15 protein-coding genes are annotated in these 14,003 nt (G+C 38.4%); 11 read left to right on the top strand and 4 right to left on the bottom strand.

Annotated features, from left to right (window positions below):
* Window positions 1-59 precede the first annotated feature (59 nt).
* The 3 genes from G7057_RS11080 to G7057_RS11070 are packed head-to-tail and all read right to left on the bottom strand — an operon-like array spanning window position 60 to window position 2,722.
* On the bottom strand, window positions 60-1,262 hold the full coding sequence (locus G7057_RS11080; RefSeq protein ID WP_166163758.1) for a putative glycoside hydrolase: 1,203 nt from the start codon (window positions 1,260-1,262) through the stop codon (window positions 60-62).
* 3 nt (window positions 1,263-1,265) lie between these two features.
* A complete protein-coding gene (locus tag G7057_RS11075; RefSeq protein ID WP_076766035.1) occupies window positions 1,266-2,090 on the bottom strand; it encodes a polysaccharide deacetylase family protein in 825 nt (274 codons plus the stop codon).
* 14 nt (window positions 2,091-2,104) lie between these two features.
* A complete protein-coding gene (locus tag G7057_RS11070) occupies window positions 2,105-2,722 on the bottom strand; it encodes a YkyA family protein (RefSeq protein ID WP_227004712.1) in 618 nt (205 codons plus the stop codon).
* 189 nt (window positions 2,723-2,911) lie between these two features.
* Here G7057_RS11070 and lspA point away from each other — a divergent pair, with 189 nt between their 5' ends.
* From lspA to pyrE, 5 genes are all read left to right on the top strand, one after another.
* On the top strand, window positions 2,912-3,373 hold the full coding sequence (lspA, locus tag G7057_RS11065) for a signal peptidase II (protein ID WP_166163754.1): 462 nt from the start codon (window positions 2,912-2,914) through the stop codon (window positions 3,371-3,373).
* Between the two features lie 4 nt (window positions 3,374-3,377).
* The gene (locus G7057_RS11060) at window positions 3,378-4,289 is read left to right on the top strand and encodes an RluA family pseudouridine synthase (RefSeq protein ID WP_166163752.1); all 912 of its coding nucleotides are present in this window, start codon (window positions 3,378-3,380) and stop codon (window positions 4,287-4,289) included.
* 174 nt (window positions 4,290-4,463) lie between these two features.
* On the top strand, window positions 4,464-5,012 hold the full coding sequence (gene pyrR / locus G7057_RS11055; RefSeq protein WP_156892179.1) for a bifunctional pyr operon transcriptional regulator/uracil phosphoribosyltransferase PyrR: 549 nt from the start codon (window positions 4,464-4,466) through the stop codon (window positions 5,010-5,012).
* A 26-nt stretch (window positions 5,013-5,038) separates the two neighbouring features.
* Window positions 5,039-5,734: an orotidine-5'-phosphate decarboxylase gene (gene pyrF / locus G7057_RS11050; RefSeq protein ID WP_166164241.1), complete on the top strand. Its 696-nt coding sequence runs from the start codon at window positions 5,039-5,041 to the stop codon at window positions 5,732-5,734.
* 4 nt (window positions 5,735-5,738) lie between these two features.
* Window positions 5,739-6,377: an orotate phosphoribosyltransferase gene (gene pyrE / locus G7057_RS11045; RefSeq protein WP_076766045.1), complete on the top strand. Its 639-nt coding sequence runs from the start codon at window positions 5,739-5,741 to the stop codon at window positions 6,375-6,377.
* 38 nt (window positions 6,378-6,415) lie between these two features.
* On the opposite strand, the gene G7057_RS11040 is transcribed toward pyrE, so the two are convergent.
* Window positions 6,416-8,089: an NFACT RNA binding domain-containing protein gene (locus G7057_RS11040; protein WP_166163750.1), complete on the bottom strand. Its 1,674-nt coding sequence runs from the start codon at window positions 8,087-8,089 to the stop codon at window positions 6,416-6,418.
* Between the two features lie 622 nt (window positions 8,090-8,711).
* Between G7057_RS11040 and trpX the strand changes: the two genes are divergently transcribed.
* From trpX to coaBC, 6 genes are all read left to right on the top strand, one after another.
* The gene (gene trpX, locus G7057_RS11035) at window positions 8,712-9,719 is read left to right on the top strand and encodes a tryptophan ABC transporter substrate-binding protein (protein WP_166163749.1); all 1,008 of its coding nucleotides are present in this window, start codon (window positions 8,712-8,714) and stop codon (window positions 9,717-9,719) included.
* 17 nt (window positions 9,720-9,736) lie between these two features.
* Window positions 9,737-10,639 (top strand): ABC transporter permease, encoded by a 903-nt coding sequence (locus G7057_RS11030; RefSeq protein WP_076766051.1) that lies wholly within the window; start codon window positions 9,737-9,739, stop codon window positions 10,637-10,639.
* A 1-nt stretch (window position 10,640) separates the two neighbouring features.
* Window positions 10,641-11,435 (top strand): ABC transporter ATP-binding protein, encoded by a 795-nt coding sequence (locus tag G7057_RS11025; RefSeq protein WP_076766053.1) that lies wholly within the window; start codon window positions 10,641-10,643, stop codon window positions 11,433-11,435.
* A gap of 181 nt (window positions 11,436-11,616) precedes the next feature.
* Window positions 11,617-12,213: a xanthine phosphoribosyltransferase gene (locus G7057_RS11020; RefSeq protein ID WP_166163747.1), complete on the top strand. Its 597-nt coding sequence runs from the start codon at window positions 11,617-11,619 to the stop codon at window positions 12,211-12,213.
* Entirely contained in the window at window positions 12,206-12,619 is a 414-nt protein-coding gene (locus tag G7057_RS11015) for an OsmC family protein (RefSeq protein ID WP_166163745.1), read from the top strand. Before G7057_RS11020 ends, G7057_RS11015 begins: the two co-directional genes overlap by 8 nt.
* A gap of 87 nt (window positions 12,620-12,706) precedes the next feature.
* On the top strand, window positions 12,707-13,927 hold the full coding sequence (gene coaBC, locus G7057_RS11010; RefSeq protein ID WP_166163743.1) for a bifunctional phosphopantothenoylcysteine decarboxylase/phosphopantothenate--cysteine ligase CoaBC: 1,221 nt from the start codon (window positions 12,707-12,709) through the stop codon (window positions 13,925-13,927).
* Window positions 13,928-14,003 lie beyond the last annotated feature (76 nt).

Here is a 14,003-nt window from a genome sequence, read left to right as displayed (position 1 = left end):
TTTCTACTCGCTCAAAAGGAGACAAACCGTTTATATAAACGGTTTGTCTCCTTTTTTAATTAATAACTATAAACATTACCGGCATTCCACAATAGGAATTCAGTAACACCATGATCGTTTAGTGCTTGTACTTGTGCCATGACTTCTGCGTTGCCATAGTCTTTATAATAACCAGCGCCTAAGTAAGAAGCAGTAAAGTCTTGTAACCATGGGCGAGTCACTGGTGTATGGTCTAACGACTCAAGCAAAGGTAATTCCACCTTCATGTATTCATCAACCACCTCATAGGGGTGTAAGTCTGGTGCATCAATCCCAAAGTAAGATGCGCCCCAATGACTTGGATAAATCATAGATGAAATAACATCGACATGAGAAGCAATATTGCTGAAGTTTTGTCCAATACCGGGTGCTTCTGGAACTGTTGCAGCATAACCGAAAATATCAACGGATACTTCAACACCGTACGGCATCAATTGTTCGCGGGCATAAGCTACAAAATCAGAGACAGCAGCCACACGTTTTTGAACATCATCCATATCAGCATCTGCATAGTCACCCATATCATAAACTAAGTCTTCTCCCCATACTTCAAATCCTTCTGGGAAACGAACATAGTCAAACTGGATTTCCTTAAAGCCAACTTTAGCCGCTTCAATTCCAACATTTATGGCGTAATCCCATGTTTCTTTCATAAAGGGATTAATAAAAGCTTCACCATTGCCAGCTGTCCAAACTTCACCACTAGGATAACGGAAGGACATTTCAGGTTGTGTTTTTGGTAGTTCTGAATCTTTAAAGGCAACCACACGAGCGATAGGATAAATTTGATTCTCTTCTAATTTTCCAATTAAAGCATCAATATCCTCAATAGTAGTAATGGTGTTACTTTGTAAATGTTCATCATCCGTATCGAATTGTGTTGTAACAAAACCAAAATCATCTTTAATATCAATAACCATAGCATTTAAATCATTGCTGTTTAAATAACTGATCATATCATCCATTTTCTCAGTGCTACCGGCTGAATTAGCTGTTAAGTAAATGCCTTTAACCCCATCTTCCGGGTAAGCTATGTCGACACCACTATCATAGAAAAACTTTTTCGGCAGACTCTTAACTTCAGGGGCCTTTAAAAACGGTTCTTGTCTTAATGATAATGTAGTCGCCTCTTGGACTTCACTTGCTTTTACTTCTGACATAAAAGGGGATCCTAAAGTCAGTAATGCAGAAGCTGTTAGTAATTTTAAAAATCGATGTGTCATTTATTAGTCTTCCTCCCGTTCTGGTGACGCAATTAAAGCTGGATCGACCATCTCATAGCCTTTTTCGCGAAGACCATCAATAATGTCTCCAATGGCCCCCGCTGTCCATTCACGGTCATGCATCAATAAGTTTGCGCCGTTGCCTAAGAATTCCGTATTAACCATAATATCAGCTAGGGCAGGGGTATTCATATACGCCTCTTCCCAATCATAGCCATACGTCCAATTCATCATAGTCATTTTTTCTTCTTCGATAACAGCTAACGTATTATCATCGTATTGACCATAAGGCGGTCGGATGAAACGAGGACGTTGGCCCGTAATGGCTTCAATATTATCGTTTGTTTTCACGATTTCTTCTTTTTGTTCTTCATAAGTTAAACTATGGAAATCTGGATGAGAATAAGAATGATTACCAATTTCAAATCCCATATCATAAATTTCTTTAATTATAGCTTGTGATGTCTCATCTTCTAAAAACTGTCCTACAACAAAGAAAATGGCATTAGCGTCTTTTTCCTTTACGGTATGAGCAATAGCTAGTGAATAGCTATTAGGTGGTTGAGGTGCATCATCAAAGGTCAAAAGGGCAACTTCTACTGGTGCATCGTCAATCGGTTCAACGGTGAAAATAGCTTGATTAATATCATACTCATAAGCAACGCTTTCTTCTTCGATGACGTCTTGTGAAGAAGCGTTAGAACTTGATACGTCTTCTGACGAAGAAATAGTCTCTTGACTAGATTGAGTCGTTTCTGTTTCTGGTGAATCTGATGAACAAGCTGCTAATAAAGAGACAGCCAACAATAGTAATAATGATTGCTTCATAGCGAATAAACTCCTTATTTGTCTTGTAGTTCTGTTAATTCAGCCATTAATTCCTCAAATTGGCTATCAAATGATGCCAATAAATCAACTAAAGGTTGAATTTTTTCTAGATTAGTATGACTTGTTGCATTTAAACGATCAATGCCATTATATAGGGTGTTGAAATCCGCATCGTCTGATCCAAATGATTCAAAGGTCGTTTTTTCCTCAGCTAACTGATTGTCATAAGTCTCAACATAATCTGTTAAAGTTGTTTGAATGTCCGTAACAGTTTGAGAAAGTGTTTGAACTGCTGTTAGGGGAAGTTCTTCGTCATCTTGTTTATTTAAGCGAGATGTTTCTTTCTCTAAATCTTTTAATAATTTTTGAATGCTAGCTAGTTGTTCGCTACGGCTGTCAATATTACTGAACAATTGCGCAGAGCCATCCTTAAAACTGACTAGGTCTTCATCTGATACTAGTGATGCGTCAAATTCCTCCTGCATACTAGCTTCTTTAGATTGAATTTCATTTAATGAAACAACCAACTCTTCTTTAATTTGGCTGACAGATTCAACATTTTCATGAAGGTCTGCAGCCCCGTTTGAACAAGCCGCTAGAAACAAGCCGCTTGTTGCCAAAATCATATACATCTTTTTCAAAATAGCGTCTCCTTTATCAATAAGTTCTAAACCTATAAACCATTATAACTAAACTCTTCTTTAGAATTCAAGGCACAAGAGCACAATGCGTTAATTCCATCTGAACTTGCCCTTTAGCTTTTTCACATTTTCGTTTACAATAGAGAAGTATTGAATAATGCAAGTAAGTGAGGAGACCCAATGATTTTTTATTATATCATCGCAGTGTTATTAATTATAATTGATCAAATTAGCAAATGGTTAATCGTTCAGAATTTTGCTTTGTATGAAGAAAAGGTACTTGTACCAGGCTTTTTCTCTTTGTTTTATATCCAAAACAAGGGGGCGGCATGGGGGATATTCGAAGGAAAAATGGTTTTCTTTTATATTATTACTGTTCTGGTAGTTGGTTACTTGGTTTATACCTTCCATAAATACCCGATCAAGAGTAAGTTAGTTGGTTATAGTTTTTCATTAATCTTAGCTGGAGCGATTGGTAATTTTATCGACCGCTTATTGAATGGTTTTGTTGTTGATATGTTCCGTCTGGATTTCATCAACTTCCCTATTTTCAACGTGGCAGATGTTTGCTTAACAATTGGGGTAGCATTAATGATTATTCATGTACTATTTTTTGAAGAAAACGAAGAGAGAAAAGGATAATAAAATGACTGAAAGAACGTATTCCCTTAATGTGAATAATGAAGAAGGGCGAATTGATAAAGTGATAACTGAACGGTTTAGCTCGTTCACAAGGACCCAAATTCAAAGCCTATTGAAAGAAAAGAAAGTGACAGTTAATGGACAAATCGTGAAAGCTAATTATAAAGTCCAAGCGGGCGATCAAATCGTGATGACTGTTCAGGAAAAAGAAATTGTTTCAATCCAAGCGGAAGCAATGCCGCTTCATATTGTTTATGAAGATGATCAGCTAGCCGTTATTTACAAAGAATCTGGCATGGTTGTTCATCCTTCTAAAGGCCACCTATCAGGTACCTTGGTGAATGGCTTACTTCACCATTTTAAAAACTTATCGGATGGTACAGGTGAATTTAGACCCGGTATCGTTCACCGTATTGATAAGGATACATCTGGTTTATTAGTGATTGCTAAAACTAATGAAGCACATGAACACTTGGCACAACAATTTCTCAACCACACAACGGAACGTGTTTACACGGCGTTGGTTCATGGTGAAGTAGAGCATGATGAAGGTCGGATTGATGCACCAATTGGTCGGATGACAAATAATCGGATGAAACGAACGGTTACCCTTGAAGGTCGTCCTGCTGTGACACATTTCAAACGCTTAGAGCTATACCATGATTTTTCACTTCTTGAATTAACGCTTGAAACAGGTCGCACTCACCAAATTCGTGTTCATATGACCTACATTAATCACCCTGTTGTCGGTGATCCAATGTACGGACCTGCTGCTAGCGTAGATAAGCACGGTCAATATTTACATGCAGGTGTTCTTGGCTTTGAGCATCCTACAAGTGGTGAATGGTTACGGTTCGAGCAACCATTACCTGATTATTTCGTTAAAAAGTTAGAAATGCTAGCAGAGACTAATTGACAGTTCGTCAACTTTTGATTATGCTTAATTGAATAATAAAACAAGCAACCTTTAACACAGTCCAGAGAGGCTAAAAGGAAGTCTATTATGAGTGTCGTTTTTTGACTAATGGAACCCTTATGCGCTTTTTGGCATAGGGGTATTTTTTATAACATCATTTAAAGGAGAATAACCATGAAAAAAGAAATTAGTATTATGGATGAAGCAACGATGAAGCGTTCAATTACTCGAATTACTCATGAAATTTTAGAACGAAATGGCGGAACAGAGGACTTAATTTTAGTCGGTATTCGCACGCGTGGTATTTACCTAGCAGAACGAATCGCAAACCGGATTAAGGATTTTGAAGATGTGGCAGTACCGGTTGGGGAACTAGATATTACTCTTTATCGTGATGACCAACATTTTGCTGAAGGTGAAGATCCCGTTTTAAACGCAACAAATCTGCCGTTTTCAGTAGAAGGAAAACACATTGTTTTAGTCGATGACGTGTTATTTACAGCTCGGACGATTCGCGCGGCAATGGATGCTGTTATGGATCACGGCCGAGCTAACCGTATTACAGTAGCCGTATTAATTGATCGAGGTCACCGTGAATTACCGATTAAGGCTGATTATGTTGGTAAAAACATTCCAACAGCAATTACCGAACAAATATCTGTGAAGCTTCAGGAATATGATGGTCAAGAACAAGTGACCCTTATTAAGGATAGCGCCGAATAAAAGGAGGATTTTCCGTGACCAAACCAATGATAGCACTTGATTTTTCAACAGCTGACGAAACAAAACAGTTCTTATCTCAATTTTCAAACGACCGCTTGTATGTCAAACTGGGAATGGAATTATATTACCAAAATGGCCCTGAAATTGTAAAATGGGTAAAAAGTTTAGGTCATGATATTTTTCTAGACTTGAAACTGCATGATATTCCTAATACCGTTTATCGCGCCATGAAAGGTCTTGCGGCACTAGATATTGATATGATTAATGTTCATGCTGCCGGTGGATCAGAAATGATGAAAGCCGCTAAAGAAGGCATTATCGATGGCACACAAGCTGGTTCGACCGTTCCAAAATTGATTGCCGTTACACAGTTAACCTCAACAACCGAGTTAGCTATGCAAACGGAACAACTCATCCCAGTGTCATTAATGGATAGTGTTATCAACTACGCAAAAACAACTCATCAATCTGGTTTGGATGGTGTCGTTTGTTCTGCCTGGGAAGCTAGCGCCATTAAATCTGCAACTTCAAGAGACTTTTTATGTGTGACACCTGGTATTCGCCCAGCTGGTGCTAGCCTAGGAGACCAACAACGTGTTGCCACACCTGATAAGGCACGTGAAATGGGATCATCTTATATCGTAGTCGGTAGACCGATTACTCAAGCAGACAATCCGGTAGAAGCCTATCATACAATCAATAGACAATGGAATGGAGCGTAATAACATGACAATTGCAGAAAAAGTTGCCCAATCACTACTCGATATTCAAGCTGTTAGCTTGAGCCCCCAAGAACCCTTTACATGGGCTTCAGGCTTAAAAAGTCCGATTTATTGTGATAACCGTATTACCATTAGCGTACCAGACGTTCGCACACAAATTGCGAATGGCTTAGCTGATTTAATTAAAGAAAAATACCCTGATGTTGAGGTAATTGCTGGAACAGCTACAGCGGGTATTCCACATGCTGCCTTTATTTCACAAGTCATGAATTTACCAATGATTTATATTCGTGGGAAAGCAAAAGACCATGGTAAAGGCAATCAAATCGAAGGCCGCATTCAAAAAGGACAAAAAATTGTTTTAGTTGAAGACTTAATTTCAACAGGTGGTAGCGTGATTGAAGCTGCTCAAGCTGCAGAACGTGAAGGAGCAGTTGTCCTTGGCTGTGTTGCTATTTTCTCTTACGAATTACAAAAGGGGAAAGATAACTTTGCTGCTAGCGGTTATCGTATCGATACATTATCGAACTACACAACTCTTCTAAACGTGGCTCATGATACAAAGGCAATTACAGAAGATGAATTGACACTACTTCAATCATGGAGCAACGATCCTCAAGCTTGGTCAGACGCTATTAAATAAAAAAATCGCTCGTCCGTCATGGATGAGCGATTTTTTTATTATTGTCGTAATTGATCGACAAATTCTTTTGATGGAGTCACAAACAAAGTTGTTTGATTAGTATAAATAACAAAACCAGGTTTGGCACCGTTTGGCTTTTTAACGTGTTTTACTTCAACATAATCAACCGGTACGTTAGCGGATTGCTGGTACTTAGAATAATAAGCCGCAATAGTCGCTGCTTCTAGCAAGGTTTCTTCAGAAGGCGTAGAACTTTCAACAATCACATGTGACCCTGGAATATCTTTAGCATGGAGCCAGAAATGATTGTTTCGGGCTTTTTTAAGGGTTAATTCATCATTTTGTGTGTTGTTTTTACCGACTAGAATAGACGTGCCATCTGTTGATTGAAATTTATGTGGCTTGCTGGCTTTTTTCTTTTTATTTTTTTGAGATCGTTTTGACTTCAAGTAACCAGACTCTTTTAATTCATCACGAATATCTTCTAAATCTTGTGGATCGGACAATTTAATTTGCGTTTCAATCGAGTCTAAGTAGTCATTTTCTTCTTTTGTTTTTTCTATTTGCTCGTTTACATATTTCACTGCAGTCGTTAACTTATGGTAACGACTAAAGTATTTTTGAGCATTTTGAGAAGCCGTTAATGACGGGTTTAAATCAATAACTAATTCCTCATCATCCTGGTAGAAGTTAGGTAAGCTAACTTGCTTGCTGCCTTTTTCAACTTGATGAAGGTAAGCCGTTAAAACTTCTCCCTTAATGCGGTAGTCATCCGCAGATTCACTTCGTTTTAAGGAGTCCTCTAATTTTTCTAACTTCTTCTTATTTTTTTGAAGGTCAGTTTGGATAATTCGCAGTAAATCAGAGGCGACTTGCTGAATGCGATCACGACTCGCCTTATGCTGATAGTAATGATCTAACAAGGCACTCGGGCTATCCCATTCTCTAGCTTCTCCCTCAATCGTTTCAAAATGATAGGGGGTAAAGCTTTCTTTTCCCTTATTAGAAGTAAAAAGGGTGGGCTTTCCTGATTGCACAGCTCTAACAAAGTGAGCTACCGCATCAGATATGACAGGATGACTGGTTTGATAATAATGAAAGATTTCTTCACTACTATCTCGACCAATCCCTTGGTAGCGAGACTGGATGTCTTTAGCTGATTCAATAGTATCTTCGACTTGAATCGGTTCAAAGGGATTCAAACGATCTTGATGGGGTGGTAATACATAGTCTGCACCTGGATAAGTTGACCGGTAAGAGTTTTGATAAGCTGGGACATGCTTCAACGAATCCATAATCTTGTTGGTTTCATTATCAACTATGAAGATGTTACTGTGTCTGCCCATTAGTTCAATGACCAAGTTGACGTGTTTGCGGTCACCTAATTCGTCAAAGCGGAGAATTTTAAATATCACAATCCGGTCATTATGATACTGGCTAATCTCCTCAATCAAGGCACCTTCAATATTTTTTCTTAAAAACATACAGAAGTTAGGCGCTTGGTCGGGATTAGATAGACCTTCTTCTGTTAATTGGATACGCGCATAAGAAGGGTGGGCTGATAATAATAATTTTTGATTTTTTCTATTAGCACGAACCGTTAATAAGAGTTCATGCGGAAATGGTTGATAGATTTTACTAATTCGACCATTTTCAATTTTTTCTTTTAATTCATTAACAATAATATGGGTAAATATGCCATCGTAAGACATGAGAAAACCTCCCTTTCTAACCCTTTAATTATAGCATATGGCTGATCATTCAATCATTTTTTTCATTATTTTTGTCAACACGCCAAATTCGTCTCTATTCACTACCAAATAAAGGGGTGTTTCTCTCTTTCGTCGCTTGACCTTATAATCCTTTGTTTTATAATTATAGTCATACATCATCAAGATAGCGGTTGATAGTTCGGGGGGATTTAACAACGAGCTATTTTGAGATAGTGAGAGTAGGCAGTTAAAGGTAACTGTTTACTCTCATTTTTTTCTCATTTTGCTATTGACTTTTAATCTTCTAAACGATAGTATGAGTATATTAAATTTGTAGAGGAGACGTTAACATGTCAAAAGCATTGAATCAAACAAACTTTATGAACTTTTACTGGCACAGCCACATGGAGTAGGTTGTTTTCTTTGGTGACACGTTAACTGTCCATAGATACAACCTCAGAGCTATCTGAATGTATCTATGTGGAACACTGAATATAACTATTCGCCACATAGACCAATTTATAGTCTATGTGGCGGTTTCTGTTTAAGAAGACTGCCCTGATGTCATTCAGATGGCAGTTTTTTTCTTATCATTAATACACATTATTAGGAGGTATTTCAAATGACAAATTATTCTAACTATTTAAAATCAGCTGCAACATTACTATTCGGTTTAGGACTAGCTGCATGTGGCAGCGGTTCTGAAACGGAATCAGTGGCTTCTTCAACTTCTGGAGAAGATTTACCTTATATCGGTATTCTACAACTCACATCTCACCCAGCCTTAGATGCCATTTCAGAAGGTATTATTGATCAATTGGCAGAAGCTGGCTATGTGGACGGCGAGACAGCTGTGATTGATTTGCAAAATGGCCAAGGCGACCAAGCTAACTTACAGTCAATGACTGATCGGTTTATTGCTAATGATGCTGACGTTTTGGTAGGTATTGCAACGCCCGCTGCTCAAACGCTAGCGAATTCGACGCAAGATATTCCGATCATCCTAGGAGCGGTAACCGATCCTATTGCCGCAAACCTTGTTGAATCACTAGAAGCACCTGGTAAAAACATTACCGGTGTAAGTGATAAGATTCCAGTTGAAGCACAGTTTGAGTTGATTCAAAGCTTGCTACCTGATATAGAGACAATTGGCTTCTTCTATTCTTCTTCAGAAGATAACTCAATGAGTTCCGCTAAGGAAGCTGAAGCGATTGCGAAGTCACTGGGTATCGAAGTCATTACAAAAACAATCACATCTACAAATGATGTGGCGCAAACAGCTGAATCTTTAGCTAAAGATGTGGATGCCATCTGGGTTCCACTTGATAATACCGTTGCTTCAAGTACGGCAACACTTATTTCAGTAACTGATTCATATGGTATTCCAGTCTTCCCATCTGTTGATACAATGGTTGAAGAGGGGGGACTAGCTACTGTTGGCCTCAATCAATACAACCTAGGTGTGCAAACTGGACAAATGACAGTTGCTGTATTAGAGGGTGAAAATCCTGCTGAATACGCTATTCAATTACCTAATCAAACAGAGTCGATTTTAAATTTAGAAAAAGCCTTACAATTAAACATTAACGTGCCGGATTCCATTAAAGAATCTGCCATTATTATCGAATAGAAAGAAGGAATAACCGTATGAACATGTTAGTTTCTGCTGTAGCGCAAGGGTTAATATGGAGTTTGTTAGCATTAGGACTATATATTAGTTTCCGTGTTCTTGATATAGCAGATATGTCTACTGAAGGAACATTTACATTGGGAGGAGCCGTTGGGGTCCAATGTATCACCTTAGGATTGAATCCATTTCTATCCGTCTTTATCGCCATCTTCGCAGGTGCTCTAGCAGGCGCCGTAACGGGATTTTTAATTACAAAATTAAATATTCCAAGTTTACTAGCTGGGATTTTAACCATGACGGGGCTTTATTCCATTAACTTAAGAGTAATGGGAAAAGCAAACCTTAATATCTTAGGGATGGAAACTATTTATTCTAAGTTAGCAGCGATTAACTTACCAAGACACTTAGATACCATTTTAATCGGTTTACTATTCGTTGCGGTTATTATTGCTATTTATACCTTATTCTTTAAAACAGAATTTGGACAAGCCTTAATTGCAACTGGCGATAATGAAGCGATGGCACGTTCTTTAGGTATTTCAACGAATACCATGAAAACAATTGGTTTGATGATGGCAAATGGGATTATTGCTTTAGCAGGTGCTGTTATCTCGCAAAGTAACGGCTATGCCGATATTCAAATGGGTATTGGGGCGATCGTTATCGGTTTAGCTTCGATTATTATTGGTGAGGTACTCTTTTCAAATGTGACCTTTACAGTACGTTTAATATGTTTAGTAGTCGGATCCGTTTTGTATCGTTTAATTATGGTATTAGTACTTGAAGCTGGTTTGAATCCAAATGACTTCAAACTCATCTCAGCAACGATGCTAGCTATCTTCCTTGCTTTACCAAAGATAAAAGAAAAATACTATATCTGGCAATACAGCAAGAAGAATGCTCGAAAAGGGGGGAAATAGAATGACTCAAACAGATGCAATTTTAACATTACAGAACGTTTCAAAAACATTCTACCCAGGTTCGATTAATGAAGTGAAGGCTTTACAAGATATTAATTTAACGGTTAATAAAGGCGACTTTATTACACTGGTTGGTGGTAACGGTGCTGGAAAATCAACCTTATTGAATGCTATCTCAGGCTATTTCTTTCCAGACAGCGGTCAGATTACCATCAATGACCAAACGATTACCTATTTAAAAGAAGAAAAACGGGCGCCATTTATTAGTCGTGTTTTCCAAGATCCTAAAATGGGAACAGCTCCACGGATGACGGTTAAAGAGAACTTAGCTCTTGCTTATAGACGTGGCGAGCGCCGTCGCTTAAAAATCGGTATTAGCCAAGAAGAAAAACAACTCTATCACGAGCAATTACAATCACTTGGACTAGGCCTAGAGAGACGTATGGATGCAGAAATCGGCCTATTATCAGGCGGACAACGTCAATCAATTGCGTTATTAATGGCTACATTGAAACGACCTGATATTCTGTTATTGGATGAGCATACTGCTGCTTTGGATCCTAAAACAGCTAAACTTGTTCTAGAACTGACCGATAAAAAAGTGAAAGAAATGGGATTAACGAGTATTATGATTACCCATAACTTACAAGACGCATTAACTTATGGTAACCGCATGTTAGTCCTTCATCATGGTCAAATTGTCAAAGACTATTCTCAAGCAGAGAAGGAACAATTGACGACAGAAGCTGTCTTTGCTGAATTACAATCACTCGCAATGAATGATGTTTTAGTATAACCATTGAAGTTAGGAGGAATCCTAACTTCTTTTTATTTGTTCGTGTTTTGACGTTTTTTAATAAATAACTAGCCCTCAAAGTTTGAAAATAAGCGTTTAAAACGATTAAAATCATTCTATGTTCCAAATTTAACTGATTAATGTTAAGATATATCCATAATAGACTAAGGAGAATCACTCAATGGAATTACTAGAACGAGAAATACGAGAAAATGGACAAGTCTTAGAAGGCGGCGTCCTTAAAGTTGATAACTTTTTAAACCACCAAATTAACCCTAAACTTATGAAGGCTCTAGGCGATGAATTCGCTCAACTATTTAAAGACGCAGGCGTAAACAAGATCCTAACGGTTGAAACTTCTGGTATTGCACCAGCAGTATTTGCTGGCTTAGAACTAGACGTTCCTGTTGTATTTGGAAGAAAAAATAAGAGCTTAACACTACAAGATAATATGTATACAACTAGCGTTTACTCTTACACCAAACAAATCTCAAATGAGATTTCTATCTCAAAAGATTATCTAACTGCATCAGACCGTGTGTTAATCATTGATGATTTCCTAGCGAATGGTCAAGCTGTGGCAGGTCTTTTATCAATCTGTAAGAGTGCCGGAGCTGATGTTGTTGGTATTGGTATTGTAATTGAAAAATCTTTCCAAAAAGGACGCCGTTGGGTTGAAGAAACCGGTATTCGTATCGAATCATTAGCAAGAGTCGCTAGTTTAGACAATAATCAAGTGGTTTTTGTTGGTGAAGAAGGTACTGAAAGCAATGAGTGATTCACTGTTCCATACTGAAGTCGTCAATGAACATGGTATAAGCGGAGAAGCTTATGTCAAAGACGGTTTGAAGGTTATGGTTAGTAGTCCTTTATCAGACGAAGAGGGGACGAATCCAGAAGAATTATTTGGTTTAGCTTGGGCAACTTGCTTAAACGCTACGATTCAAGCACTTTTAAATGGTAGAGGGTTGACTTCAAAAAGTAGAGTAGAGGTTGCTGTTGACTACGAGAGAGAAACAAATGGTATTGGTTTCTACTTTGATCTGCATGCTTATGTAGCGATCGAAGGGGCTAGCATAGATGAAACAGAGCGATTCATGAATAGCGCTCACCAGAAATGTCCTGTTTCTAAAATAATTGGTGATTACCAGCATATACGATTAACTGCCGTACCGTTCAAATAGAACGGTACTTTTTTTTATAGTATGTTAAAATAAAATATGATCATACATAGGTATGTGGATTGATGCCTGTATATAGGAGATGATAGTGTGTTAAAAGGTAAAAAAGTAACGGTCTTTGTTACTGGCGGTATTGCCGCATACAAGTCAGCAGACCTCGTTAGAAAATTTATTAAAGCGGGCGCCGACGTTCGTGTTGCGATGACTAAGAGTGCAACTGAATTTATTACGCCATTAACCCTTCAAATTTTATCCAAACATGATGTGATGGTAGATACCTTCGATGAGAAGCATCCTGAGGTCGTTTCACACATTAACCTTGCAGACTGGACTGAACTAGCCGTTATCGCACCTGCAACAGCGAATACTATCGCAAAGATGGCCAATGGTATTGCAGACGATGCCGTATCAACCGTTCTTTTAGCCGTTACAGCACCACGATTAATTGTCCCGGCTATGAACCAACATATGCTTGAGAATCCAGCCACTCAAGCCAATCTACGAAAGCTGGAGTCATTCGGCTACCAGATCATGGAACCTGATACAGGTTTCCTAGCTGAAGGATACGAAGGGAAAGGGCGCATGCCTGAACCACAAGCGATTGTTGAAGCTGCTCATCTATTATTAGTTGACCGTTCAACCGACTTACCTTTAATTGGCAAAAAGATCATCGTATCAGCAGGCGGAACAAGAGAAAAGATTGATCCGGTTCGCTACTTAACCAATGAATCATCCGGAAAGATGGGGCACCGCATTGCAGAGGCTGCCCGAGACCTAGGAGCCGATGTCACATTAGTAACAGCTTCATCATTAGAACATCCGTTCGGAGTCCGTGTAAAAGCCGTCTCAAGCGCTAGAGAGATGCAAACTGCCATGATGGCAGACTTTGATACAGCGGACATAGTCGTAATGGCTGCAGCAGTATCTGATTACCGACCAAAGAACCAGGCTGACCATAAGATTAAGAAAACGTCCGGTGACTTACAAATCCTACTAGAAGAAAACCCAGATATACTAGCAACAATGGGACAAGAAAAAAATAAGCAGTTTTTAATTGGGTTTGCAGCTGAAACAGATCGCGTTGAAGAATATGCTAAAGGCAAGCTTAAACGCAAAAATGCAGATATGATTGTCGCTAATGATGTGTCTAAAGAACACGCAGGCTTTAACAAGGATACAAACGAAGTCATTATTTTCCAAGTTGATAAAGAAGCGATTCATATTGAAACAAAAACAAAAGCAGCAATCGCAACTGATATTTTATTAGAAGCAATCAAGACGATGCAAAATAATGATTTATTAAACAAATAAACCATCACAAAAATTTCAAAAACCGTTATTTTTATTAAAAGGTGTTTTTAGACATCAAAATGATAAAAATGACGGT

It is taken from the genome of Jeotgalibaca arthritidis, from assembly GCF_011100465.1.
In the GTDB taxonomy this organism is placed as follows: Bacteria; Bacillota; Bacilli; order Lactobacillales; family Aerococcaceae; genus Jeotgalibaca; species Jeotgalibaca arthritidis.
This window is presented reverse-complemented; position numbering and strand designations above follow the sequence as displayed.

What these genes read in the sequence shown, in the direction of transcription:
- G7057_RS11080 (WP_166163758.1), bottom strand. Translation starts at nt 1,262, where the DNA reads ATGACACATCGATTTTTAAAATTACTAACAGCTTCTGCATTACTGACT.
- G7057_RS11075 (WP_076766035.1), bottom strand. Translation starts at nt 2,090, where the DNA reads ATGAAGCAATCATTATTACTATTGTTGGCTGTCTCTTTATTAGCAGCT.
- G7057_RS11070 (WP_227004712.1), bottom strand. Translation starts at nt 2,722, where the DNA reads ATGTATATGATTTTGGCAACAAGCGGCTTGTTTCTAGCGGCTTGTTCA.
- lspA (WP_166163754.1), top strand. Translation starts at nt 2,912, where the DNA reads ATGATTTTTTATTATATCATCGCAGTGTTATTAATTATAATTGATCAA.
- G7057_RS11060 (WP_166163752.1), top strand. Translation starts at nt 3,378, where the DNA reads ATGACTGAAAGAACGTATTCCCTTAATGTGAATAATGAAGAAGGGCGA.
- pyrR (WP_156892179.1), top strand. Translation starts at nt 4,464, where the DNA reads ATGAAAAAAGAAATTAGTATTATGGATGAAGCAACGATGAAGCGTTCA.
- pyrF (WP_166164241.1), top strand. Translation starts at nt 5,039, where the DNA reads ATGATAGCACTTGATTTTTCAACAGCTGACGAAACAAAACAGTTCTTA.
- pyrE (WP_076766045.1), top strand. Translation starts at nt 5,739, where the DNA reads ATGACAATTGCAGAAAAAGTTGCCCAATCACTACTCGATATTCAAGCT.
- G7057_RS11040 (WP_166163750.1), bottom strand. Translation starts at nt 8,089, where the DNA reads ATGTCTTACGATGGCATATTTACCCATATTATTGTTAATGAATTAAAA.
- trpX (WP_166163749.1), top strand. Translation starts at nt 8,712, where the DNA reads ATGACAAATTATTCTAACTATTTAAAATCAGCTGCAACATTACTATTC.
- G7057_RS11030 (WP_076766051.1), top strand. Translation starts at nt 9,737, where the DNA reads ATGAACATGTTAGTTTCTGCTGTAGCGCAAGGGTTAATATGGAGTTTG.
- G7057_RS11025 (WP_076766053.1), top strand. Translation starts at nt 10,641, where the DNA reads ATGACTCAAACAGATGCAATTTTAACATTACAGAACGTTTCAAAAACA.
- G7057_RS11020 (WP_166163747.1), top strand. Translation starts at nt 11,617, where the DNA reads ATGGAATTACTAGAACGAGAAATACGAGAAAATGGACAAGTCTTAGAA.
- G7057_RS11015 (WP_166163745.1), top strand. Translation starts at nt 12,206, where the DNA reads ATGAGTGATTCACTGTTCCATACTGAAGTCGTCAATGAACATGGTATA.